General features: G+C 71.8%; 20 protein-coding genes. 6 read left to right on the forward strand and 14 right to left on the reverse strand.

Features of this window, described 5'->3' with window-relative positions; translation table 11 throughout:
• Positions 1-3: 3 nt before the first annotated feature.
• A complete protein-coding gene (locus KHP12_RS46255) occupies positions 4-1,470 on the forward strand; it encodes a glycoside hydrolase family 76 protein (RefSeq protein ID WP_086884501.1) in 1,467 nt (488 codons plus the stop codon).
• A 73-nt stretch (positions 1,471-1,543) separates the two neighbouring features.
• Here the strand turns inward: KHP12_RS46255 and KHP12_RS46260 are convergent, their stop codons facing one another.
• Positions 1,544-2,455, reverse strand: coding sequence for an NADP-dependent oxidoreductase (locus KHP12_RS46260; RefSeq protein WP_211834611.1), 912 nt, complete (start codon positions 2,453-2,455; stop codon positions 1,544-1,546).
• A gap of 156 nt (positions 2,456-2,611) precedes the next feature.
• Between KHP12_RS46260 and KHP12_RS52635 the strand changes: the two genes are divergently transcribed.
• From KHP12_RS52635 to KHP12_RS46275, 3 genes are all read left to right on the forward strand, one after another.
• Complete coding sequence (locus tag KHP12_RS52635; RefSeq protein WP_211834612.1) at positions 2,612-3,904, forward strand: helix-turn-helix transcriptional regulator; 1,293 nt, start codon at positions 2,612-2,614, stop codon at positions 3,902-3,904.
• 95 nt (positions 3,905-3,999) lie between these two features.
• Positions 4,000-4,605: a GOLPH3/VPS74 family protein gene (locus tag KHP12_RS46270; RefSeq protein ID WP_086884504.1), complete on the forward strand. Its 606-nt coding sequence runs from the start codon at positions 4,000-4,002 to the stop codon at positions 4,603-4,605.
• Between the two features lie 179 nt (positions 4,606-4,784).
• A complete protein-coding gene (locus tag KHP12_RS46275; protein ID WP_086884505.1) occupies positions 4,785-6,362 on the forward strand; it encodes a class I adenylate-forming enzyme family protein in 1,578 nt (525 codons plus the stop codon).
• Positions 6,363-6,441: 79 nt separating this feature from the next.
• Here KHP12_RS46275 and KHP12_RS46280 read toward each other — a convergent pair whose 3' ends face one another.
• From KHP12_RS46280 to KHP12_RS46330, 11 genes are all read right to left on the reverse strand, one after another.
• On the reverse strand, positions 6,442-7,719 hold the full coding sequence (locus KHP12_RS46280; protein WP_086884506.1) for a cation:proton antiporter: 1,278 nt from the start codon (positions 7,717-7,719) through the stop codon (positions 6,442-6,444).
• 4 nt (positions 7,720-7,723) lie between these two features.
• Complete coding sequence (locus KHP12_RS46285; protein WP_086884507.1) at positions 7,724-9,166, reverse strand: cytochrome P450; 1,443 nt, start codon at positions 9,164-9,166, stop codon at positions 7,724-7,726.
• Positions 9,163-10,281, reverse strand: coding sequence for an alpha-hydroxy acid oxidase (locus KHP12_RS46290; protein WP_086884508.1), 1,119 nt, complete (start codon positions 10,279-10,281; stop codon positions 9,163-9,165). Before KHP12_RS46290 ends, KHP12_RS46285 begins: the two co-directional genes overlap by 4 nt.
• A gap of 9 nt (positions 10,282-10,290) precedes the next feature.
• Entirely contained in the window at positions 10,291-11,895 is a 1,605-nt protein-coding gene (locus KHP12_RS46295) for an NAD(P)-binding domain-containing protein (protein ID WP_086884509.1), read from the reverse strand.
• Positions 11,896-12,030: 135 nt separating this feature from the next.
• Entirely contained in the window at positions 12,031-12,795 is a 765-nt protein-coding gene (locus KHP12_RS46300) for an SDR family NAD(P)-dependent oxidoreductase (RefSeq protein ID WP_208653172.1), read from the reverse strand.
• 162 nt (positions 12,796-12,957) lie between these two features.
• Positions 12,958-13,152: a ferredoxin gene (locus KHP12_RS46305; protein ID WP_211834613.1), complete on the reverse strand. Its 195-nt coding sequence runs from the start codon at positions 13,150-13,152 to the stop codon at positions 12,958-12,960.
• Between the two features lie 17 nt (positions 13,153-13,169).
• Positions 13,170-14,399, reverse strand: a complete 1,230-nt coding sequence (locus KHP12_RS46310; RefSeq protein ID WP_211834614.1) for a cytochrome P450 — start codon at positions 14,397-14,399, stop codon at positions 13,170-13,172.
• Positions 14,400-14,525: 126 nt separating this feature from the next.
• Positions 14,526-15,170, reverse strand: a complete 645-nt coding sequence (locus tag KHP12_RS46315; RefSeq protein WP_086884513.1) for a TetR/AcrR family transcriptional regulator — start codon at positions 15,168-15,170, stop codon at positions 14,526-14,528.
• Between the two features lie 2 nt (positions 15,171-15,172).
• Positions 15,173-16,393: a cytochrome P450 gene (locus KHP12_RS46320; protein WP_211834615.1), complete on the reverse strand. Its 1,221-nt coding sequence runs from the start codon at positions 16,391-16,393 to the stop codon at positions 15,173-15,175.
• 131 nt (positions 16,394-16,524) lie between these two features.
• On the reverse strand, positions 16,525-17,184 hold the full coding sequence (locus tag KHP12_RS46325; protein ID WP_211834616.1) for a response regulator transcription factor: 660 nt from the start codon (positions 17,182-17,184) through the stop codon (positions 16,525-16,527).
• Between the two features lie 15 nt (positions 17,185-17,199).
• Positions 17,200-18,390 (reverse strand): sensor histidine kinase, encoded by a 1,191-nt coding sequence (locus KHP12_RS46330; RefSeq protein ID WP_210608951.1) that lies wholly within the window; start codon positions 18,388-18,390, stop codon positions 17,200-17,202.
• 158 nt (positions 18,391-18,548) lie between these two features.
• Here KHP12_RS46330 and KHP12_RS46335 point away from each other — a divergent pair, with 158 nt between their 5' ends.
• Entirely contained in the window at positions 18,549-18,788 is a 240-nt protein-coding gene (locus KHP12_RS46335) for a hypothetical protein (protein WP_210608950.1), read from the forward strand.
• 44 nt (positions 18,789-18,832) lie between these two features.
• Here the strand turns inward: KHP12_RS46335 and KHP12_RS46340 are convergent, their stop codons facing one another.
• Positions 18,833-21,409 (reverse strand): alpha-L-arabinofuranosidase family protein, encoded by a 2,577-nt coding sequence (locus KHP12_RS46340; protein ID WP_211834617.1) that lies wholly within the window; start codon positions 21,407-21,409, stop codon positions 18,833-18,835.
• A gap of 106 nt (positions 21,410-21,515) precedes the next feature.
• On the reverse strand, positions 21,516-22,523 hold the full coding sequence (locus KHP12_RS46345) for a LacI family DNA-binding transcriptional regulator (protein ID WP_211834618.1): 1,008 nt from the start codon (positions 22,521-22,523) through the stop codon (positions 21,516-21,518).
• Between the two features lie 111 nt (positions 22,524-22,634).
• On the opposite strand from KHP12_RS46345, the gene KHP12_RS46350 reads away from it, so the two are divergent.
• Complete coding sequence (locus tag KHP12_RS46350; RefSeq protein ID WP_086880270.1) at positions 22,635-23,789, forward strand: Gfo/Idh/MocA family protein; 1,155 nt, start codon at positions 22,635-22,637, stop codon at positions 23,787-23,789.
• The last annotated feature ends 23 nt before the right edge of the window (positions 23,790-23,812 follow it).

A 23,812-nucleotide genomic window follows, 5' to 3' on the forward strand; every position in this document is an offset into this window, starting at 1 on the left:
GGCATGAGACGCAAGAGACCGCTGCGCACCCGCCTGGGCGCCCTCGCTACCGGAGCGCTCGCCCTGCTGGCCCCGCAACTCCTTCCGGCCACAGCAGAGGCGGCGCCGTCCGCCACCGTGTGCAACAAGTACTGCGACGCCCGCGATCCGGCGCTCGCCCCGCAGAGCCGCACCCCCGTCACGGCCACCGTCTTCTCCCGCTCCATCGCCCTGCACTTCGACGACACCGACGCGATGGGCTGGGCCTCCATCGACAACGGCAGCCCCGGTGACGAGGTGTGGCTGGACCGCTCGTTCGACGGCGGCCGGACCTGGTCCTCGGGCAGCCGCCTCGGCAACACCGCCATCCCCGCCGGGCAGCGCGGCTGGCGCACCCTGATGTACAACGTGGACGACTGGGGCGCCCAGGGCGTCGGCGCGCTGCGGGCCTGTGGCAAGGCCGGTGACCGCGCCGACATCGCCTGTACGCCCTGGGCCCGTACGACCTGGAACGCATGGGACCGCCGCACGGCCGCCGCCACCGCCCAGATGGCGTTCTACTCGAACGGGACCGGGCTGTTCTCCACCACCGGCTGGTGGAACTCGGCCAACGCCCTCACGGCCGTCATCGACAACATCCGCGTCACGGGCATGCGCAGCTATGAGTACGCGATCGCCCGCACCTACGACCTCAACCTCGGCGCCCAGGGCGGGCAGTTCCGCAACGACTACATCGACGACACCGGCTGGTGGGGTCTGGCCTGGGTGGCCGCCTACGACCTCACCGGGGACTCCCGCTATCTGGCCACCGCCCGCGCCGACGCCGACTACATGGCCTCCTACTGGGACTCCACCTGTGGCGGCGGTGTGTGGTGGAGCACGGCGAAGACGTACAAGAATGCGATCGCCAACTCCCTCTACCTCCAGCTGAACGCCGCCCTGCACAACCGGATCCCCGGCGACACCGCCTATCTCCAGCGGGCGAAGGCGGAGTGGACCTGGTTCCAGGGCACCGGCATGGTGAACGCCTCGAACCTCGTCAACGACGGCATCGACCTGGGCACCTGCAAGAACAACGGCAGCGCGGTCTGGTCCTACAACCAGGGTGTGCTGCTCGGCGGCCTGACCGAGCTGCACCGGGCGACCGGCGACGGTTCCGTACTCGACGCGGCCCGTCGCATCGGCACGGCCGCCACCACGTCGTCCCAGCTCAACACGGCCGACGGCATCCTCAGGGACCCCTGCGAGACCGGCGACTGCGGTGCCGACGGCCCGTCGTTCAAGGGTGCCCATGTGCGGGGGCTGGCCAAGCTGAACGCGGCCCTGCCCGACCACCCCTACACGGCCTACCTCAAACGGCAGGCGGACCGCGCCTACGCCGCCGACCGCAATGCCCTGGACCAGTACGGACTGCGTTGGTCAGGACCGCTGGACAAGACCGACGCGGCACGACAGCACAGCGCACTGGACCTGATGAACGCGGCCTCCTAGGCCACGACAGCGGGCACGACAGCGGGCACGACGGCGACCACGACAGTGGCCACGAAAGCGGCCGCGGCAGCGATCACCAGGGCCGCAGGATGAGCTTGCCGCGGCTGTGGCCGGTCTCGCTCTGTACATGGGCCTCGGCGGCGTCGGCGAGCGGGAAGCTCCGCACCACGGGCACCCGCAGCCGGCCCTCCGCGGCGAGCCGGGCGTAGTCGGCGATGGCCTCCACGGAGCGGCTGCCGCCACCCGCGGAGAAGGTGACACCGAGATCGACGGCCGCGGGGTCCGCGATGGTGACGACGCGGTCGGTCGTGCCGCCCCGCAGCTCGATCGACACGGGCAGGGCGCCCTGGCCGGCCGCGTCGTAGACGGCGTCGACACCCTTCGGCGCCACGGCGCGCACCCGGTCGGCCAGGCCCTCGCCATAGGCCACCGGGATCGCGCCGAGCGAGCGCAGATAGTCGTGGTTGGCGGGCGACGCGGTGCCGATGACGGTGGCGCCCCGGGCCACCGCGAGCTGGACACCGACCCCGCCGACCGCACCGGCGGCCCCGTGCAGCAGCAGGGTCTCGCCCTCCTTCAGCCCCAGCAGGTCCAGGACGCGGGCCGAGGTCTCGGTGGCCACGGGCAGCGCCGCGGCCGTCTCCCAGTCGAGTCCGGCCGGCTTGTGGGCGACATCCGTGGCCAGCGCGTACGGGGCGTAGGCCCCGGTGTCCGTCCAGCCCAGCACCTCATCGCCCACCGCCACATCGGTGACCCCTGCACCGACCTCGTCGACGACCCCGGCCGCCTCCCCGCCCGGAATCGCGGGGAACGAGGCGGGGCCCATCTGCGGCATCCAGCCACTGCGGATCTTGTAGTCGAGGGGGTTCACGGCGGCGGCCATGACCTTCAGCCGCACCTGCCCCGGACCCGGATGGGGCTCCTCGATCTCCTTCAGCCGCAGCACCTCGGGGCCGCCGTACTCCTCGTAGACGATCGCCTTCATCACTCTCACTCCCGTCAGCCCCGTCGAGGGGGCTCGTTTGTAGCGACAACGCCATCCTCGGCCGGGGCATGCCCCGCCCCCGCCGTCCCTTCGGCCAGTTCCACCTGGCCGGAGGAACAGCCGGGGTCGCGGGACGGCCCCGTTACGCTGACGGACATGGACCTCACGGCCGCAGTCGATGTGATCCGGGCGCCCCTGGGCGAGATCCTGCCGCGCGTGTCCGCCGCGCTCTCCGAGACGATCGCGCACCGGGCGGTGGCCGAGCTCTCCGGCAACTGCCCGCACTCACCGTTCAAGACCCATGGCGACCCGCCCGGCGGCCCCGGAACCGCCATCACCACCGCCGAGATGGCCGCCCTCGCCCCGATGGCGCGCGCCGAGGGAACCTGGCAGGGCCGGGCGTGGCTGGCCGGGACCGAGGTACCCGTGCTCGCCGTGTACAGCGACGCCACCGCGCGGGGCGCGCTGCTGGTCCTCGTACGGACCGAGGAGACCCGCGTCCCGGCCGAGGCCCTGGCGGCCGCCCGTGCCCTGTGGGACCTGGTGACCGCGCACGGCGACCGGATGGCGGCGGAGGCGGTGCCCGGGGTGCTGGGCCAGTCGCGGGCCGCGGCCGCGGCGCGGGCCACGGCCATCGCCGAGCTCGTCGACGCCCACGGCGCCGCCCTGTCCGCCCTGCTCGGCGTGTTGCGCGGCCGCGATCTGGACGACCGGACCGCCCGGGCCCGCGCGGTGGACCTCGCCGTCGGCGCCCTGGCCGAACTGCGCGCCCGGACCGACCGCGATCAGGCGCTGGTGGAGGAGCCGGCCGGTGACGCCTTCGCCCGGCTCGCCGAATCGCTCCGCCCGGAGCTGCGCGGCCTGTCCGTACGGCTGGACCTCGGCCCGCCCGGCACCGAGGAGGGCGCGGACCGGCTGCTCGCCGCCGACGTGGCCAATACGGCGCGCGCGGTGGTGCGGGCCGTGGTGCACGCCATGCTGAACGAGCAGGGGCCGGGCCAGGACGGCGCGCCGCGCCCGGTGCGCCGCGTACACATCGGCTGGAAGGTCGGCGAGGGCGAGTTGCGCGCCACCGTACGGGACGACGGCCCCGGCGTCCTGAGGCGGACCGCCCTGGACGCCCGCCGGGTCGGGGAGCGGCTGGCCGTACTGGGCGGACGGCTGGACGTGGACGCGGTCCCGGAGTGGGGCACCACGGTGACGGCCACGGTGCCGCTTGGCCCGCCGCAGCCGGCCCGCGAGGATCCGCTGGACGTCCTGGGGGCGCGCGAGCTGGAGGTGCTGGAGCAGCTGGCCCGCGGGCGGCGCAACCGGCAGATCGCCCAGGAGCTGCACATCAGCGAGTCGACGGTGAAGTTCCACGTGGCGAACATCCTGGAGAAGCTGGGTGTCACCTCGCGCGGCGAGGCGGCCGCGCTGGCCCACACCTGGGGGGCCACCGGCTCCTGAGCGGCCGCCGACATGGCGTACCCGGCAGCCACGTCGGCGGACAGCCTTACGCTTCGGAACGTATCGTTGGCGAGGAACGGCGAGCGGAGCGTTTGATGACCACACCGCGGGACCTGCTGATCGTCACTCTGGACGTGGCGCCCATCCGCCCCCTGGAGCGGGGCGACCTGTCGCTCGCGCTCGCGGGAGCCGAGCTGATCGACCTCGTCGGCACCGAGGCGCTCACGATCGAGGACGAGCGGATCGTGCCGGGACTCTGCCCGCCGACCGGGGATCGCATGCTGGACGAGGCCGCGGCGTCCTTCGTCCGCCAGCCGCCCCACGAGCCGGTCGGCGACTGGCTGTGGCGCAGGGGCCGTGGCCTGTCCGCCGCCTATCTGGACGCCCTGGAGGAGGCCGGACAGATCACCCGGCGGCGCCACGGCTGGCTGCCGCTCCGCGCCGGTCAGGCGGTGCCGGTCGACTCGCCCGGCCGCCGCCACGCGACGGACCGCTGGGCCTCGGACGAGCCCGTCCTCGCCACCCTCGCGGCGGCCATCGGCATCCGTGAGGAGCCCGCGGAAGACGCCGCGGGCGCGGTCGGCGACGCGACCGTGACCGTGCTCGCCGCCGTCAACGACGCCGTGATGGAGCTGGAGGCCGAGCGGCAGCGGCGGGCCATCGAGGAAGCGGCCTACGACAACATCTGGCGCGGCCAATGACCGCGTGACCGTGAGGGGGAGTGGCGGATGCCGCCGGGGCGCGGTGCCGCCGGGGCTGGCGAGGTGCCGTTGTGGGCAGCGCGGTGCCGCCCATGATCCGCGTCCGTGGCCGCGGGCGGGCCGTGCCGCCGTATCGTGTCGGGTGATCCATTGGGCACCATCCCCGAACGGAGACGCACATGGACACGTTAGCCGGAGCGTCCGGCCACAGATCCCCACGCCGCGACGCCGAGCCCATCACGGCACCCTTCCCCCAAGCCCTCATCGACGCCTTCCGCGCGCGGCCGGAGCCGCCCGCCTTCGAACACCGCTCGCGCGTCCTCTCGCGCGGCGAGGTGCTGGAGCTGATCGGCCGGTGCGCGGACGGGCTGCGGGCGGCCGGACTCGGCCCGGGCCGTTCGGTGGCGGTGGCCACCGATGTGACGCCCGAGGGCTTCGCGCTGCTGGTGGCGGCCTACGCGCTGGGCTGCCGGGTGACGGGGCTGCGGCCCGGCATGTCGCCGGCCCATCTGGTGTACGTCCTTTCCGACGGAATCGACGTCCTGGTGGCCGACGAGACCGGTGCCACCCCCGAACTGCTGGACGCGGCGGGTGGGATGACCGTGCTGCGGCTGGGCCCGGACCTCCTGGACGCCCACCCGAAGGCCACGGGAGAGCTGACCGCCCAGGGCCGCCCCGACGACATCGCCCTGGTGACGCTGACCAGTGGCAGCACCGGACGCCCCAAGGGCTGTGCGCACAGCTACCGTTCGCTCGCCCTCAACTGGGCGTGGCAGCCCGCCCGTTGGCCCGAGCGGACCGCGCGGCTCGCGGCGGGCTACGAGCGGTATCTGCTCTTCGGCACCCTGAGCAGCGCGGTGATCTTCGAGCATCTCGGGGTCTGCCTGATGGGTGGCGGCACCGCCGTCATCCCCGAACCGCCGTTCGCCTTCCCCCAGGTCTTCGAACGCCACCGGATCACGGCGTGTCTGATGACCGTGCCCCGGCTGCACCAGGTGCTGGACGTGCTGCGCACGGAGCGCGTGGACACCTCCAGCCTCCGGGTGCTGCTGGTGGCCGGGTCCCCGCTCGCCCCGCACCGGCTCGCGGAGGCGGCCCGGCTGCTCGGCCCGGTGGTCCACCAGGGCTACGGGCAGACGGAGACCGGCCTGCTCACCCTGCTCACCCCGGATGAGATGGCCGAGTTTCCGGACCAGGTGTACGACTCGGTGGGCCGGGCGTGGTCCGGGGTGGAGATGGACGTCCGCGACCCGGAGGGGCGGCCGGTGCCCGCCGGGACCACCGGCGAGATATGGGTGCGCACCGACTCGGCGATGGCGGGCTACTGGAAGGACGAGGAGCGGACCCGGGAGGTCCTGCGGGCCGGGTGGGTGCGCACCCGCGACGTAGGACACCTGGACGACCAGGGGTTTCTGCGGCTCACCGGGCGCGCCCGGGACGTGGTCATCATCAACGCGATCGTGCACTACGCCGGGGCGATCGAACGCGCGCTGGCGGCCCATCCCGATGTCGACCAGGCGTATGTGGTGGGCGCGCCCGACGAGCGCACCGGCGAGGCCGCGCACGCCTTCGTCGTTCCGGCCGAGGGCCGTGAACCGGACCTCGACGCCGTGCGCGCGTTCGTCGCGGTGGAGTTGGGGGAGGCGAGTGTCCCCGCCACCGTCACCGTCGTGACCGAGGTGCCGGTGGCGCCGAGCGGGAAGCCGGACAAGCGGGCGCTGCTGTCGCGGATCACCGGGCCGCTGGAGACGGCGTGACGGTGTGGCGTCGCCCGGACTGAGAGGTCCCGGTGTGCCCGCCGGCACACCGGGACCTCTCCCGTGCGGAGGGTGGCGCTCAGCTCCCGGCCGGCACCGCCGCCGCGGTGCCGGCCGGCTCCCCCGCCGCCCGGGACCTGGCGTCCCGGCGGTCCAGCCAGTTGAGCACCGGAACCGTCATCACCGTGGTCACCAGGGCCACCAGGACCAGCGCCGCGAACAGCTCATCACCGACGATCCCGGCCGAGAGCCCGATGTTGAGCGCGATGAGCTGCATCAGCCCGCGCGCGTTCATCAGGGCGCCGACCCGGACCGCCACCGCACCCGGCTCCCCGCACAGCTTGGCGGCCGCCCAGCAGCCGCCGAACTTGCCGACCGACGCGAGCACAACACAGCCCGCGCCGAACGCCATCACGGCCGGGTCCGAGAACACGTCGAAACGCGTGTTGAGACCGGAGTAGGTGAAGAACATCGGCACGAAGATGACCTGGGTCGCTCCCTGAATGGTCTGCACCACCCGCTCGGACGCCTCGTGGCGGGGCATGGACAGGCCGATGCAGAACGCCCCGAAGACCGCGTACAGCTGGATGATGTCGGTGAACCAGGCGCCGCAGAACAGCACCGCGACCGTGAACAGCAGCCGGGACTCGTCGCTCAGCCCCGGCTTGGTCAGGATCCAGGCCAGCAGCCGCCGCCCCACCAGGAGCAGGACGGCCACGAAGAGCAGCGAACCGCCCAGCGCCTTGACGATCGGCCCCGTCTTCTCCGAGGCCACGCTGAGCACCCCGGCGAGCATGAGCCACGCGGCCGCGTCATCGGTGGCCCCCGAGGCGAGGGAGAGCGACCCGTGCCGGGTCCCGGAGATCCCCTGCTCGGTGATGATGCGGGCCAGCATCGGGAACGCGGTGATGGCGAGGGCGACCCCGACGAAGGCCGCCGTCACCCAGACCGAGACCCCGTCGACGAAGATGGGGACATGGCCGTCGGACGCGAAGGTCAGCCCCACGCCCAGCAGCAGCGGCACCAGCACCCCGGCGGCGGAGACCGTCACCGCGGTTCCGGCCAGCCCGCGCCCGGCGTGGGCCCGGAATTCGTACCCCGCGTGGAACATCAGGGCCACCAGGCCGATCTGCCCGGCCACGTACAGCACCGGTTTGAGCTCCGGCGGGAAGACCGCGTCCGACGCGCCAGGCGCCACCAGACCGAAGAGCGACGGGCCGAGCACCACACCGGCGATCATCTCCCCGACCACCGGCGGCTGGCCGAACCGGCCCATCACCAGCACCACCAGACGGCAGGTCAGCAGGATGACCACGGCGGCGATGAAGAAGGCGGGGGCGAGCTCTGTGGGAGTCATCGTCTCACCCTCCTCTTCGGCCGCCGACGACGGCGGGTACGGCGGTGTCACCGGCAGCCGTGGCGAAGTAGTTGCGGCACAGCCCCTGGCGCCGGGCGTCCCACACCATGTAGCCACCGAGCACCAGCTGGGTGAGGCTGCGCGGGATCGCTCCCCACCGGTCGCCCAGCCGCATCCCCGCGAGCCTCGCCGCCCGCGTGGCCGGTCGCCAGGCCGCCGTGGTCCGCCGGGGGGTGTGCGGGATCAGCAGACAGGGGCCGCGGCTGGGCAGCGACCGGGTGTGCTCGGCCGTGGACGCCAGTCGGAAGCGCCGCAGGACCTCCTCGGCCGCCACTCGCATGGTCAGCACGGCGAAACCACGGGCCGGGCAGGGCCGGTTGGCGGTCACGCCGAACGGGATGAAGGCCGAGGGCCGGGTGTCCGCGGACAGCCAGCGGCCGGGGTCGAACCGCTGCGGCCCGGTGGCTCCCGACCGCTGATACTCGGGGTAGTTGAACAGCAGGACCGAGCCCGCCGGTATCGCGGGTCTGCCAGCCCGGGGGATCTCGTCGATGGTGATGCGGTGGGCCACGCCGAACAGCGGGAAGTGCTGGAGCGTCTCGTTGATGACATGGTCCAGGTAGCCGTCCTCCTCCTCGCCGGAGAGCAGCCGGTCCTGGACGCTCTGGTGCGTGGCCAGGGCCAGCAGCAGATGGGCCATCGCCTCCGACGTCTGCACCACGGCGGTGTTGAAGAAGGTGCCCTGGAGGTAGTACGCCTGCTCCCGCCGGCTGAGCAGCGACGGCAGCGGCACCGGCGGGGGATCGCTCGCCAGCCGTTCGCGCAGATACGCGGTGAGCCGGTTCCGCCGGTCCATATGGCGCAGGCTCGTGCACTTCAGGGCGCTGACCACGTCGTTGGCGTTGCCGACGATGAGGTCCCGTACGTGGCGCGGGCACGGTTCGCGGAAGACCACCTCGTAGTAGACCTCGGCCCACACCGGCATCATCAGGTCGCGCAGTCGCACCCGGTGCTCCCGGGCGCCGTATCCGCCGGTCTGTTCGTCGAGTTCATCGAGCACCCGCCGGGTGCAGCGGCCGACCAGTTCGCTCCACCGCTCCCGGGAGAGCCCGGCGAGGATCTGCCGGGTGGTCCTGGCCACGTCGTCGTAGCGCGGGCCGGGTTCCAGATGCTCCTGGTGGACCTCGGGGCCGGGGGAGAGCCAGTACCAGAAGAGGTCGGACAGGGCGGCACCGCGGCTGCGGCCGTTCGCGGCCGGATGCCCGTAGACCTGCTTGAACTCCTCGACGGGCACCTCTCGGCCGGGCGCCGGGATGCCCTCCTCGCCGTTGACCCGCGCGAAGAGGCGCACCCGCAGGGCGATCACCAGCCGGGGCAGCCAGTACGGCAGGCTGGCCGTCAGCGCCACGGCCGCCGCGCCGGTGGCCGTCCGTCCGACGCGGCTCATGAGACCGCTCCGCCGGGCCGGGGGGCGTACGCACCGGTGTCCGGCCATACCGGGGCGCGCACCAGATCCGGGGTGAGATCCCGGACACCGGAGGCGCCGCACAGCGCCAGCGCGTGGTCGACCTCCTCGCCCAGCAGCTCCAGCAGCCGCCGCACACCCTTCTCCCCGCCCTCGGCCAGGGCCCACATCACCGGCCGGCCGATGCCCACGGCGGACGCGCCGAGCGCCAGCGCCTTGACCACATCGGTGCCCCGCCGCACCCCGCCGTCCAGCACGATCGGGATCCGGCCGGCGACCGCCGCGTGGATCTCGGGCAGCAGTTCGATCGTGGCGGGCACGGTGTCCAGCTGACGGCCCCCGTGGTTGGACAGCAGCAGCCCGTCCACACCGTGGCGCACCGCCAGCCGGGCGTCCTCGGGGTGCAGGGCGCCCTTGAGCAGAATGGGCAGTGAGGTGATACCGCGCAGCCAGTCGATGTGCTGCCAGGAGATCTCCGGCGACATGGCGATCGGCCGCACCCGGCCGCCCTCGCGCGGATCGACCATGTGCTCGCAGCGCAGCCCGTCCGGCAGGTCGAGGAAGCCGTTGCGCAGATCGCGCTCGTGCACGCCGCGCACCGGGGAGTCCACGGTGACCACCAGCGCGGCGCACCCCGCGTCGGTGGCCCGCCGCACCAGGGACCGTGTGAACTCCAGGTCCGGCTGGAGGTAGAGCTGGAACCACAAGGGCGCCGGGTCGGCGGTCTCACCGGCGCCACGGGTGGCCTCCGCGATGTCCTCCACCGCGACCGTGGACGCCATGCTCACGATCATGATCGCGCCGACGGCAGCGGCGGCGCGTGCGGTGGCCAACTCCCCCTCCTCGACGAGGAGTTTGTGGAAGGCCGTCGGCGAGAGCAGGACCGGTGTCCGTGCCCGGCCGCCGAGCACGGTGATGTCCAGCGACCGCTCGGCGCTGCCGCGCAGCACCCTGGGCAGCAGCCGCAGCCGCCGGAACGCCTCTTCATTGGCCCGTACGGTGATCTCGTCCCCCGCCCCGCCGGCGATGAAGTCGGCGTGGACGGGATCGAGTCTCCTCCGGGCGGCGGTTTCGAAGTCCTGGACGGTCATCAGCATGGGGCGGTGTCACCGCCCCGCGCCGGTGGGCTGTGCGTCCAGCTCACGCGCGAAGAACTCGACCAGCGGGGCGTGGTGGACCTTCGGGTGGTCCCACTCGTTCTCCAGGTTCTCGGCCATGTGGTGGGTACCGAGGAGCTCACCGCCCCGGAAGTGGCGGATCACCGGATGCAGATAGGAGGCGTCGAAGGCTTCCCCGACCGAGTTCTGCGCCGCCCGGCGCACCGTGATGTCGAAGGGGTCGACCTTGTCGTGGTCGGGGCCGTACTCCAGGGTGACGAGGAAGTAGTCGGCGCCCGCCGTCAGGGCGGATTCATGGGCGTAGGCGACCGGCACCTCCTCGTGGTAGCGGCTCTCGCCGCCGTCCACCGCGACCAGCAGGTCGCCGATCACACCGAACTGCTGCCACAGCGCGGAACTCCGGTTGACCCGCGCCACCACGGCGTCCGCCAGCGCGGACGGCTCGGTGGCCAGCGGCCGGTGCGGCCAGGGCCGGTCGTGATGGCGTTCGTCGAGGATGCGGCTCAACGCCCGTACGCCGTAACGGAATCCGTGGATGAAGCCATTGGTGGAGTGCTTGAAATCGCGCTGCTGGGTGAGGGTGCCGGCGAAGTACAGCCCGGGCACGTTGACCGATTCGTAGGCCGGGGTGAGGGCGGCGAAGCGGTCGTTGATGACGAGGTCGGGGCGGCACTCGGCGTCGAACGGCGAGGCGTCGAAGCGGAAGCCGGTGCACACGATGATCCGGTCGTAGAGCAGTTCCTTCACGACCTCGTTCGCGCGGGAGAAGCTGAACCGGACGCGGTACCGGCCGCCGTCGCCCGGCTCCTTCTCGATCGAGAGCACATTGCCGTCGAGTATGGCGTTCTGCGATTTGAGCTGGTAGGTGTCGAGGAAGTTGTTGTTGACGGCGCGCAGATGGCCCACATAGTGGGTCTTCCACGCCAGCCGCAGGCTGTGCGGTCCGGCCACGTGGATGACGGCGGCCGTCTCGATGAGGTTGTCGGCCGTCTCCAGCGCGGAGTTGCCCTTGCCGAGGATCAGCACACGCTGATCGGTGAAGTCGTCGGGGTCCACCGAGACATCGGAGTAGTTCTCGGCGGTCTCGATGCCCGGCACATCGGGGACGTAGGGGCGGCTCACTCCGGTGGCCATCACCAGCCGGTGGGCGCGGTGGTCGGTGCCGTGCTGATCGGTGACGACGAAGCCGTCGCCGTCGCGGCGGATCCGTACCGCCCGGGTGTCATAGGCAATGTCGAGGTCGAACGCCTCGGCGAAGTCGGCCAGATAGCGCACCAAGTCGTCGGCAGCCGGGAAATAGCGCTTGCTGTAACGGGTGAACAGCAGCTCCGGATCGGGGGACAGCAGGGAGTTCCAGTCCATCCGGAGGTTGAACTCGGGGTCGTCGATTCCGGTGTGCACCTTGTTGCTGGAGATCAGCTGGCGGTGGCGGGGGAATGTGCGGAAGAAGGTGCCCGGTCTGCTTCCGGCTTCCAGGATTCGGTAGCGGTGGCCCGCCGTTGCCAACTGATGTCCGAGCTGGAGGCCGGCGGGGCCGGCACCGATGACAAGGTAGTCAAGAGCCTCGGAAGAGTGGAGAGGTTGGTCGTGCACAGTGCCTTCCTTTCAAGAGCGCAATGCCGTGGGAAAGCTGTGAAATTTCCTTTAAAACTCAACAACCACTTTATTGAGCCGTACTCAACTTCAGCAACATCGAAAACTGGCCAGAGTGATCGGCCCGGCATCGGATCAGACGGCCGACCAGCCGTTGTCCACGGGCAGGATGACGCCGTTGACATTGCTCGCGACGTCGGAGGCCAGGAAGAGGATGGCGGCCGCCTGCTCCTCGGCCGTGGCGATCCTGCCGACGGTCGAGGTATGGGCTCCGATGACGGCCGGGCCATGCTCTCCCGGCCGGGCGTCGACCCGGATGCCGGTCGCGGTGCCGCCCGGGGCGATCGCGTTGGCCCGGATCCCCTGCTCGCGATACATCACCGCGAGGGACTTCACCAGGCCCACCACACCGTGCTTGGAGGCGGTGTAGGCGGCGCCGGCCGTGCTGCCGCGCAGCGACGCCTCCGAGGCGGTGAAGACGATCGCGCCCCGGCCCGCCGCCAGCATGTGCGGCAGCGCGGCCCGGGTGAGCATGAACGGGGCCGTCAGGTTGATCCGCAGCACCCGGTCCCATTCGGTGTCGTCGGTGTCCGCCACCGCCGAGAAGCGGTCCATGATGCCGGCGTTGTTCACCAGGACGTCCAGACCGCCGAACGCCTCCATGGCTGTGGCGACGACCTCGTCCACCACCCGCTGATCGCCGAGGTCGCCGACAACCGCGCGGGCCACTCCGCCCGCCGCCCCTATCGCTGTGACAACCTGTTCGGCGCCGTCCCGGTCGAGGTCCGCGACCAGTACCTTCGCCCCCTCGGCGGCAAACGTCAGGGCCGTGGCCCGGCCGATCCCCGATCCCGCTCCGGTGACGATGACGCCGCGACCCCCAAGACCGGTGCTGCTCACGGTTGTCTTCCCTTCTTCATGATGTCCGAGATCGACGTGTTCTGAGGACCGTGCGCATCCCATCGGGGTGTGCACGGGGTGGCGGCGGTGCGGACGAGGAAAACGCCCGCGCCGCCGCCCGGTTGCGGTCGCACGGTCCGGGACCCGGTCCCGGAACCGGCCCTAGTCCTGGACCTCGATGGCCAGGGCCGGGCACACCGCCGCGGCGTGCCGGACGTCGTCGGCCTGCTCGGCCGGGGGCTCGGCGTTGGGCAGCACCACGATGCCGTCCTCGTCGCGCTGGTCGAAAACCTCCATCGCGGCGACCACACATTGGCCGGACGCGACGCACTTGTCCTGATTGACGGTCACCTTCATCGGGGTTTCCTCCCTTTTCACCAGGTCACGGGCAGTTCGTAGACGCCGTAGACCGATCCGTCGTGTTTGAACGGGATCCGCTCCAGCTCGGTGGCCGGCCGCAGAGTGGGGATACGGCGGTAGAGGGTGCCGTAGACGACCTGGAGCTCCATCCGGGCCAGTGGCTGGCCCAGGCACTGGTGCGCCCCGAAGCCGAAGGCCACATGGCGGCGGGCGTCGCGCCGGAGGTCCAGCCGGTCCGGCTCGGCGAACATCCCGGGGTCCCGGTTGGCGATGTCATTGGCCAGGATCAGCCCCTCGCCCGCGCGGATGACCTCCCCGCCGACCTCGATGTCCTCGACCGCCACCCGGCGCCGTCCGCTGTGGGTGATGTGCAGATAGCGCAGCAGCTCCTCCACCGCCGAGGCGATCAGCCGGCGGTCGTCGGTGTCGCGCAGCAGGGCGAGTTGCCCGGGGTGCTCGAACAGGGCGAGGGTGCCGAGCGCGATCATGTTCGCCGTGGTCTCGTGGCCCGCGATCAGCAGCAGCACACCCATCTGCGCGGCCTCGTTGCGGGACAGTTCGCCCGCCGTGACCCGCTCGGCGAGACCGGACAGCAGATCGTCCACGGGATGGGCGATCTTCTCGCCCATCAGGCCGTCCAGATACTCGATCAGGTTGCCGTGGGCGGCCGAGCGCTGTTCGGGGGTGACGTTCCGGTTGATGATGACCTTGCTGTTGTCCTGGAAGAAGTCGTGGTCGGCGTAGGGCACTCCGAGCAGCTGACAGATGACCAGCGAGGGCACCGGCAGGGCGAACGCCTCCACCAGGTCCACCGGGTTCGGACCGGCCAGCAGCTCGTCGATCAGGTCGTCCACGATCCTCTGCACACCGGGCCGCATGGCCTCCACCCGCTTGATGGCGAACGGAGCCGTCACCATCCGCCGCAGCCGGGCGTGCTCGGGGTCGTCCTTGAGGATGAAGCTGACCCCCGTACCTCCGGGCGGCATCGGGGCCTGGCGGGGGTAGCCGGGCCGGTGGATGTCGGCGCTGACCCTCGGGTCGCCCAGCAACGCCCGCTGATCGGCGTACCGGGTCACCAGCCACGGCGTACTGCCGTCCCACAGGCGGACCCTGGCCAGCGGGCCCTCCTGCTGAAGGTCCCGCAGCGCCGGGGGCGGGTCGAACGGGCAGCCCGCCGCCCTGGCCATCGGAAACTCCGGGGCCCGCGCGGCGCGCTCGTCCACCGGGTTCACTGTGCTGGTCATCGCTCCCTCGATTCGGTTGAGGCATGTGGTGGAACCCCCGTTGTCCCCCGCTGACCCCGTTGTCCCCCGTTGACCCCGTTGTCCCTCGACGGCCCTCGGCGAGCCGCCGGTGTGTGGCGGCCGCGGTCAGCGGGTGACGGGCGCCAGCCACAGCCCGACGATCCCGTCGATCAGGCCGGTGGCGGCGTCGTGCCAGCTGGACCGTGGCGTGGCGGTGTGCTCGGCGAGCGCGCGCTCCCGCTCGGCGCACATGTGCAGGATCAGATGGCGCGCCATGGCCCCGCGCTCGATGTGCACCTCGATCGGCAGCTCGGGGAGGCACCGGTTGAACCCCTCGACGGTCCGCCGCAGCGCCGGAGAGGCCATGGACTCATCGGCCATGATCTCGTGGAGTGCGGGATCGGTCATCACCTGGGCGCAGAACCGCGCGTACCAGGTCGGGCTGGGCAGCTCCGCCAGATGCTCGAGGACCGGACGCACCAGAGCGGCCACCCAGTCCCGTACGTCGGTGGAGTCGCCGATCTCGCCCAGCATCCGCAGGCGCAACCGCTCGACCTGCTCGGCGTGTTGCCGGGCGATGGCCCGCACCAGGTCGGCCTTGGTGCCGAAGTGGTAGCCGACCGCGGCGTTGTTGCCCTGCCCGGCGGCCTCGCTGACCTGGCGGTTGGAGACCGCGTACACCCCGCGCTCGGCGAACAGTCGCTCCGCGGCGGCGAGGATCGCCCCGCGCGTGGCATCGGCCCGCTCGTGCCGTACGGCCCTGCCCGCCATGGTCACCACCGCACCGGAAGGTCGCGCAGCCCACCCACGGCCACGCCCTCCAGCCGCCGCAACTCTGCTACGCGTACGGCGAGTTCAAGGGTGGGGAGGCGGCGCAGCAGCACCTCCAGCACGGCCTGCAACTCGGTGCGGGCCAGCGCCTGGCCCAGGCAGGAGTGCGCCCCGGCGCCGAACGCCAGATGGGGGTTGGGGCTGCGGTCGAGCGTCAGCTCGCCGGCGCCCTCGAAGGTGGTCTCGTCACGGTTGGCGGCGGCCATGCTGCGCACCACGGTGGTGCCGCGCGGCAGCGCGGTGTCGGCCACCTCGGTGTCCTCGCCGATGTACCGGGGCATCCCGAACCCCGGGTTGGCGTCGAACCGCAGCGCCTCCTCCACGGCGGTGCGCACCAGCGAGCGGTCGGCCAGGAGCCGCTCCCAGTGGCTCCGGTCGGCCAGCAGCATGGCCATCATCTTCCCGATCATGTTCGCGGTGGTCTCGTGCCCGGCGACCAGCAGGGCCTGGCCGGTGGCCACCAGCTCCGCGTCGGACATCCGATGGCCGCCGGGATCGGTGGCGGTGATGAGCTCACTGAGCAGATCCTCGCCCGGCCCGGTGCGCTTGGCGGCCACATGGGCGGCCATGTAGTCCGCGAACTCGGCCTGGGCGGTGTCGACTTCGTCCTGCCGGTACCGGGTGAGATTGAGCAGGGTGTCGGACCAGTGGGCGAACCGGTCGCGGTCGCTGTCGGGGACGCCCAGCAGATCGCAGATCACCCACACCGGCAGCGGGAAGGCGAGGTGGGCCTTGAGGTCCGCCGGATGGCCGTGCACCAGCATGTCGTCGATGAGCCGCTCGGCCATCGCCTCGATCCCCGGCCGCAGCGCGTTCATGCGCTTGGCCGTGAACCATTTGGCCACCATCCGTCGCCAGCGCTGATGGCCCTCGCCGCCCTGCGGGAGCGACTGCGCCATCGAGCTGTTGAACACCCCGCCCGATTCGCTGTCCGAGACCCGGGCCGCGTCATCGGCGTTCAGCAGCCGGGTGAACCCCGGGTCGGACAGCACCTGTTTCACATCGTCGTAGCGGGTCAGCAGTGCCGCCTCGTCGCCACTGGGCAGCGCCACCTTCGCCACCGGGCACCGCTGCCGCAGCCGGGCCCACTCGGCGGGCGGTCCCAGCGCCGTATCGCTGGGGATCGGATAGCTGAGTAACTGCTCGCCGTGTCCTGGAGTCACGACGCTCTCCCTCGGTCCGGGGCGGGGCGGTCATCGACAAGATCAGGCAACCCCATGGGCCACACTTAAGTCAAGCGACTGATTTAAAATTACCCGCCATCATTCACCCATCGAGGTGCGAGGAGCGCCGTTCAGCAGTCGTTCGACGCGCCGGCGTCATGGACCAGCAGGGCGATCTGGACGCGGTTGTTGAGATCCAGCCGGGTCAGGATGCGCGACACATGGGCCTTCACCGTCGGCAGCGCCAGATGCAGCTCCCGGGCGATCTCCGCGTTGGAGCGGCCCCGCCCGACCGCGCGGGCCACTTCCCGCTCCCGTTCGCCCAGCAGCGCCAGCCGGGCCCGGGCGGCGGTGGCCCGGTCCTCCTGTCCGCCGCCCGCCACCTGCTCGATGAGCCGGCGGGTGACGGCGGGGGAGAGCACCGGATCCCCGGCGGCCACCGTGCGGATGGCCGTGACGATGTCCCCTGGCGGGGTGTCCTTGAGGAGGAACCCGGCCGCGCCGCCGCGCAGCGCCCGCAGCACATGGCCGTCGGTGTGGAAGGTGGTCAGCACCAGCACCTCCGGGGCGCCGGGCCGGGCCCGGAGCTCCGTGGTGGCGGTCAGCCCGTCCACGCCCGGCATCCGGATGTCCATCAGCACCACATCGGGCCGGTGGGCGGCGACCAGGGGCGGCACCTCCGCCCCGTCGGCGGCATCCGCGACGACGTCGATGTCCGGGGCGCCGCCCAGCATCAGGCGCAGTCCGGCTCGCACGATCGCGTCGTCGTCCACCAGCAGGACATGGATCACCCGCGCCGTCCTCCCTCACCCCTGGGCGGACACCGTGTCCGCCGCGGGCCAGGGTAGCCAGGCGCGCACCCGGAAGCCGCCCTGGGCCGGGCCCGCGCTCAGCTCGCCGCCCGCCAGCCGGGCCCGTTCGGCCAGCCCGATCAGCCCCTGTCCGCCGCCTTCGGCGTGGCTGCCTTCGCCACCGCCGGTGTCCGCGGCCGCCCCGGGCGGCGGCGCGTTGCGGACGTCCACCGTCAGCCGGTCGGCCGGGCCTCCGGACACCCGTACCGTGACCGCCGCGCCGGGCGCGTGTTTGCGCGCGTTGGTCAGCGCCTCCTGGACGATGCGGTACGCCGTGCGCCCCACCACGGGCGGCGGGGCCGGGCCGTCGGGCGGCCCGGTCAGCTCGATCCGGCCGCCCGCCGTCCGGGCCTCCGCCACCAGGCGGGCCAGATCGGCCAGTTCGGGCTGGGGACGCTCGTCCTCCGCCGGTCCCGCGCGCAGCACCCCGATCACCTCACGCAGATCGCTCAGCGCCAGGCGGGCGCTCTCCCGGATCACCCCGGCGGCCTTTCCGATCTCCTCGCGGGGCGCCTTCGTATGGAACTCCAGCGCCCCCGCGTGCAGGCTCAGCAGCGTCAGCCGGTGCCCCAGCACATCGTGCATCTCCCGTGCGATCTCCTCCCGCGCCTCCCGGCGGGCCCGCTCGGCCCGCAACTCCGCGTCCACCTCGGCCAGTTCGGCCCGCGCCCGCAGGGAGGCGATCAGCTGCTGCCGGGACCGCCGGAACAACCCCCATCCGATGGTCCCGGCGATCAGCGCGAAGTACGTCAGCGCCGAGCTCTTCCGGTCCCCGGACACCTCCGGCAGCTGCCACAGGAAGACGGGGAGCGGTACGAAGGCCACCGCCGCCACCCACGCGGTGGCCCGCCCCGGCCGGGTCGCGGCCACCGTGAACAGCGCCACCATCGCGGGACCGGTGAGATAGTGCGAGAGCTCGCTGCCCGCCAGCAGCAGCGCCACCGCCAGCGCCACCGGCCACCGCCGCCGCAACAGGACCGTCGCACACCCCAGCCCGCCGATCACCTGATCGACGGTCAGCCACACCGGATCCATGTTCTCCTCGATCGGTATGGAGTCGGAGCTGGCGGCGGCGAAGCAGGCGGCGAAGAGCATCAGCCCCAGATCGGCTGCCCAGTCCCGGCGGGTGCGGTGGATGCGGCGCATGTCCCGGAAATCTACGTGGACCGGGCGGGCGGGCGGGGACTCGTACCGCGAGCGGATACTTAAGTACCACTCCCCGGTGGCGGGCGGCCTCCTTTGGTCACCGCCGAGCCGCCTTGTGCCCGATCCACCGCCCGGGGCGACCCGCCTAGGTTCGGGCCATGACATCCACCAAGGACACCTCCCCGCTCGCCGCCGTGTCGCATCTGCTCTCCTTCACCCTCGTCGTCGGCGGCGGAAGCGGTCTGCTGCACGAATGGTGGGGCTGGCTCCACTTCATGGGGTTCGTCCGCTTCCTCGTCCCCGACGGCTATGAGGTGTACAGCTATGTCGTGATGGTCGTCCTCGGCCTGGCGGTGGGCGCGGCGGGTGGTGCGTTCAGCGATCGGGGCCGCGGATGAGACCGCGGCCGGTGACCGCTCGGGGCACCGGCCGTGAGCCCGTCTCACTTCCGCGTGGCGATCCGCATGAAGGTGATGGAGTTGGCCGGAAAGGTGTAGCTGAATGTGGTGTCCACCCCGTCGAACGTGGAGCTGTTCGGCTTGATGGGCTGATCGGTGGCGGTGTTCACCGCGTCCGGGGCGCCCTGGAGCGTGGTCAGCCGTGCGGTCCGCCGGGCCCTGACCCCCTGGCCGAGGTCGATCCGGGTGCGGGCGGCGGCGTCCTGGACGTTGACCACCTTGACGATGAGCTCACCGGTGGCCTTGTCGCGGGTCACCACCTGGCGGAACGGCTCGGCCACCTTGTCATCGGTGAACGAACCCCACTTCTTCCCGTCCAGGTACAGCGTCACCTGCCGGCCGCGGACCTCGATCCGCACGTCGTACGCCCGGCCCGTCTCGATCTTCGTGCCGTCCTCGGCCATCGTCTGCTTGGCGCCGTCCGTGGCCTTCTCCACGGCGGACCGGGTGTTGCCCCAGCCGCCGAGGTTCCACCAGTAGTAGTTGCCGGTGTCCTTGACCCCGAAAGCGATGAGGAAGCCCTCGCTGCCCGCGCGCTTGGTGGCCTTCAGCTTCAGGGCGTAGTTCTGCCAGCCGCTGTCGCCCGCGGTGACCATCGTGTTCTCGGCGGCGGTGTCGGACTGGACGTACGCGCCGTCCCGCACCTGCCAGGAGCCGGTCCCGGTGGCCTTCGTCCACTTGCCGTCGCCGCCGGAGAAGTCGTCGCTCAGCAGGGTGGCCCCGTCGGCCGAGGTGACCTGGACATCGTCGTACGCGGCGCTGGTGGCCCAGGTGGACAGACCCACGGCGCCGGTGATCGGGCCGGAGGGGAGGGACGGGGTGGCGGACGCCCGGCTCGGCACCACCTGGTCCCCGACGTTGTTCATGAACAGCCTCTGGGTCTCATAGCTGGTCGAGCCCCAGGCCGCGGCGTTGTCGAACCAGATCAGATCCGGCCGCCACTGGACGTAGTCCTCGTTGGCCAGCAGCGGGGCGTAGGAGGCCATCTTCACCACGTCGGCGTTGCGCTCCAGGCCGGTCATGTACGCGGCCTCGGCGAGGGAGTTGGCGAAGCGGTTGTCCTGCGAGGCGTATTCGCCGAGGAACACCTTCGGGCCCTGGCGGTCGTAGGAGTCATAGCGGTTGTTGTTCTCCAGGAACCACCGCGGGCTGTTGTAGTAGTGCTCGTCGACCATCTTCACCTTGGCCGCGCGGTTCAGCTCCCAGGCGCGGTCGAACGTGACACCCCTGTCGTCGGGCCCGGAGTTGCTGATCACCGTGATCTCCGGGTGCTTGGCCTCGATGGCCTCGCGGAACTCGGTGAAGCGCGCGAAGAAGGCGTCGGGGAGGTTCTCCTCGTTGCCCACCTCCAGGCGGTCCAGGCCGAAGGGTTCCGGATGCCCCATCTGTGCGCGCTTCTTGCCCCAGGTGGAGGTCACCGGCCCATTGGCGAACTCGATCAGGTCGAGGGTGTCCTGGATGTGGCGCTTGAGCAACTCGGGGTCGTCGGTTGCCTTGTTCTGGCCGCAGCCGGTGACGAGGGCGGGCACCACGGGCAGCGGTGCGGCGCCGATGTCCTCGGCGAACTGGAAGTACTCGTAGTAGCCGAGGCCGTAGGACTGGTTGTAGCCCCAGAAGTTGGCGTTGGTGGGCCGCTCCTCGACCGGGCCGACGGTGTCCTTCCACTGGTAGGACCGCTTGCGCTCCCAGCCCGGCGCCTCGTACGCCTGGTGGCTTCCGGTGTTCACCAGACAGCCGCCCGGGAAGCGCAGGAAGCCCGGCTTCAGCGCGGCGATCTTCTTCGCGAGGTCCTTGCGCAGCCCGTTCGGGCGGCCCTTGTAGGTGTCCCGGGGGAAGAGGGAGACCATGTCGAGCCGGAGGGTGCCACCGCCGCCCGCGGTCACCGCGAGCCGTCCGGTGGTGTCCGTGGCGCGCGCGGTGAGCGTCCCGGTGTACTTCGTCCAGCGGTCCCCGCGCACGGTGGCGCGCAGCGGCGTGGCGAGCGCGGTGGAGCCCGAGGCGGTGTGCAGACCGATCGTCAGCGGGGTGCCCGAGGGATTCTCGGTGCGGGCCCACACCGAGAAGTCGTACTTCCTTCCGGCCCGGACGGCGATGCCGGTGTTGTAGCCGGAGTTGGTGACGCCGTACCCCGCTCCGGCGCCGCCGTCCCCGTGGAGGTCCAGCCGCAGGTAGTCGCGGTTGTTCTCATTGAGCCGCGCCGCGTCGTTCACCACGCGCGCGGTGCCGGTGGCGCCGCCGGTCGCGGTCTCGGTCCACGAGGTGAGCGGGGTGTACGAGGCGTTGTCGGCGGTGTCGTACTCGAAGGACCGGTTCTGGACGAGCTCGGCGTACAGCCCGCCGTCCGCCGCGCGGTTGATGTCCTCGTAGAAGACGCCGTACATCGCGTCGTCGATCTCCGGACCCGCGCGGTCCGGATCGACGGTGATCGAGTAGTCGGTCACGGCCGCGGAGGAGGCTCCGGCGGCCGTGGGGTCGGTGAGCAACGCGGCGGCGAGCGAGGTGGTGAGCAGAGCGCTCACGGTGAGGCCGAGGCCCCGTCTGGTGCGTCCCGTTGATCGCATGGCGACTCCTGTACCGCAGAATGTTCGAAATATCGGACACTGCTCAGTACTTCGAACGGACGATAGGCAGGGGACCGACGGGGCGTCAATGGCCGGTGCGCGAAGGTCAGCCCGCCGGACGCGGCGGCGCCGTCGTACCGCGGATCTCGAGGACCGGGACGGTGAGGGTCACCTCGCCGGGGCGGGCCGGGTCGGCGATCCGGTCGAGCAGGCGGCGCGCGGCGCGGCGGCCGATGTCATGACCCGCGTTGTCCACGGTGGTGAGCCACAGATGGCGCAGCCGCGCGAGATAGGTGTTGTCGTAGCCGACGAGGGAGAGGTCGCCCGGCACCCGCAGGCCGAGCTCCTCGGCGGCCGACAGGGCGCCCACCCCGGCCATGTCGTTGAAAGCGAAGACGGCGGTGGGCCGGTGCGGCGCGCCCAGCAGCCGGACCGTGGCCCGGTAGCCGCCCTCCTCGGTCAGATCGCCCTGCTCCACGGTCGCCGACCCGGACAGGCCGTGCTCGCGCATGACCGCCTCGAAGCCACGGCGGCGGAGCTCGCCCACCACGCCCTGCCCGGCGATATGGGCGATGTGCCGGTGGCCCAGGCCGATGAGGTGCTCGGTGGCCAGGCGGGCGCCCAGCTCGTCGTCGCCCGCGACGATGTCCACGTTCGGCAGTACGGGCTCGCGGGTGCCCGCGACCACCGTGGGCACCCGCGCGGCCGCCGTGCGCACCGCCGCCGGGTCCGGGAGCGTGCCCACGGCGATCAGGCCGTCCACCCGCAGCTCGGTGAAGGTGTGGGTGAGGTCCTCGCCGAGCCGCCGGTTGAGCCGTCCGTCGGCCAGCAGGGTGCGCAGACCGCTCGCGTACAGCTCGGAGTTGAGGCCGTCGAGCAGCTCCACGAACCAGGGGTTGCGCAGATCGTTGAGGAGCACTCCGACGGTCCGGGTGCGCCGCTCGCTGAGGCTGCGCGCGGCGGCGTTGGGCCGGTAACCGAGCTCCTCGACGGCGGCCAGGACGGCCCGCCGCTTCTCGGGGCGCACCTGCCGGGAGCCGCGCAGCACCAGGGAGACCAGCGACTTCGACACTCCGGCCCGTTCGGCGACATCGCGGATCGTCGGTGGTCTCATGGTCTGGACCGTTCCACAGAGTGGACACGGTTGTCAAAGGGGTTGACACCTGGGAGGAGGGCTTTCAGTGTGGGCCGGGAGAGATCTGGAACGGTCCAAAGAAGGGCAGTCATGGTGAGTACGCTCGGGGTCGCCGTCGTGGGATTCGGCTGGATGGGACGGGTGCACACCCAGGCGTACGTCCGGCTGCCGCACCACTTCCCGCAGCTGTCCCTACGGCCCGAACTGGTCGCCGTCGCCGACGAGGTGCCCGGCCGGGCCGAGGAGGCCGCCGGGCGGTACGGCTTCGCCACCGCCGCCCGGGACTGGCAGGAGGTGGCCGCCGACCCCCGGGTCCAGGCGGTGAGCATCGCCGCGCCGAACTTCCTGCACCGCGAGATCGGCGTCGCCATGGCCCGGGCGGGCAAGCACATCTGGATCGAGAAGCCGGTCGGGCTCACCGCCGACGACGCCCGCGCGGTCGCCGGGGCCGTGGCCGAGGCCGGGGTCCAGGGCGCGGTCGGGTTCAACTACCGCAACGCACCCGCCGTCCAGACCGCCCGCGCCATGATCGCCGCCGGGGAGATCGGCACCGTCACCCATGCCCGGGTCCGCCTCTTCAGCGACTACGCCGCCCACCCGGAAGGTGCCCTGACCTGGCGGTACGAACGTGCGCGTGGCGGCAGCGGAGTGCTGGGCGACCTCGCCTCGCACGGGGTGGACCTGGCCCGGTTCCTGCTCGGCGAGATCGACGCGCTGACCGCCGACACCGCCGTGTTCGTGCCCGAGCGGGCCCGTCCCACGGGCGCCACCGCCGGCCACACCCGGGCCACCGGCGGCGAGCTGGGCCCGGTGGAGAACGAGGACTACGTCTCCTGTCTGCTGCGCTTCGCCTCCGGCGCCCGCGGGGTGCTGGAGGCGTGCCGGGTCTCGGTCGGCGAACAGAACACCTACGGCTTCGAGATCCACGGCACCAAGGGCGCGGTGTTCTGGGACTTCCGGCGCATGGGCGAACTCGGCGTCAGCCGTGGCACCGCGTACCAGGACCAGCCCGTCTCCACCGTGTACGTCGGCCCCGGGCACGGCGAGTACGCCGCCTTCCAGCCCGGCTCGGCCAACGGCATGGGCTATGACGATCTGAAGGTGATCGAGGGGTACCACTTCCTGCGTTCCATCGCCGAGGGCACCGCCCACGGCGCCACCCTGGACGACGCCGTGCACAGCGCCACCGTGCTGGACGCCATGACCCGCTCCGCCGACCTGGGCACGTGGGTGAGGACCGGCTGAGCGAGGCGGCGGACGCCAGGGTG

This window comes from Streptomyces asiaticus (assembly GCF_018138715.1).
GTDB classification, from domain to species: Bacteria; Actinomycetota; Actinomycetes; order Streptomycetales; family Streptomycetaceae; genus Streptomyces; species Streptomyces asiaticus.

Coding starts and splice junctions, on each gene's coding strand:
- KHP12_RS46345 (WP_211834618.1), bottom strand. CDS start 22,523: ATGAGACCACCGACGATCCGCGATGTCGCCGAACGGGCCGGAGTGTCG.
- KHP12_RS46290 (WP_086884508.1), bottom strand. CDS start 10,281: ATGCTGATGACCGTCCAGGACTTCGAAACCGCCGCCCGGAGGAGACTC.
- KHP12_RS46340 (WP_211834617.1), bottom strand. CDS start 21,409: ATGCGATCAACGGGACGCACCAGACGGGGCCTCGGCCTCACCGTGAGC.
- KHP12_RS46255 (WP_086884501.1), top strand. CDS start 4: ATGAGACGCAAGAGACCGCTGCGCACCCGCCTGGGCGCCCTCGCTACC.
- KHP12_RS52635 (WP_211834612.1), top strand. CDS start 2,612: ATGGACCTCACGGCCGCAGTCGATGTGATCCGGGCGCCCCTGGGCGAG.
- KHP12_RS46335 (WP_210608950.1), top strand. CDS start 18,549: ATGACATCCACCAAGGACACCTCCCCGCTCGCCGCCGTGTCGCATCTG.
- KHP12_RS46310 (WP_211834614.1), bottom strand. CDS start 14,399: ATGACCAGCACAGTGAACCCGGTGGACGAGCGCGCCGCGCGGGCCCCG.
- KHP12_RS46350 (WP_086880270.1), top strand. CDS start 22,635: ATGGTGAGTACGCTCGGGGTCGCCGTCGTGGGATTCGGCTGGATGGGA.
- KHP12_RS46315 (WP_086884513.1), bottom strand. CDS start 15,170: ATGGCGGGCAGGGCCGTACGGCACGAGCGGGCCGATGCCACGCGCGGG.
- KHP12_RS46280 (WP_086884506.1), bottom strand. CDS start 7,719: ATGACTCCCACAGAGCTCGCCCCCGCCTTCTTCATCGCCGCCGTGGTC.
- KHP12_RS46305 (WP_211834613.1), bottom strand. CDS start 13,152: ATGAAGGTGACCGTCAATCAGGACAAGTGCGTCGCGTCCGGCCAATGT.
- KHP12_RS46260 (WP_211834611.1), bottom strand. CDS start 2,455: ATGAAGGCGATCGTCTACGAGGAGTACGGCGGCCCCGAGGTGCTGCGG.
- KHP12_RS46275 (WP_086884505.1), top strand. CDS start 4,785: ATGGACACGTTAGCCGGAGCGTCCGGCCACAGATCCCCACGCCGCGAC.
- KHP12_RS46285 (WP_086884507.1), bottom strand. CDS start 9,166: ATGAGCCGCGTCGGACGGACGGCCACCGGCGCGGCGGCCGTGGCGCTG.
- KHP12_RS46330 (WP_210608951.1), bottom strand. CDS start 18,390: ATGCGCCGCATCCACCGCACCCGCCGGGACTGGGCAGCCGATCTGGGG.
- KHP12_RS46270 (WP_086884504.1), top strand. CDS start 4,000: ATGACCACACCGCGGGACCTGCTGATCGTCACTCTGGACGTGGCGCCC.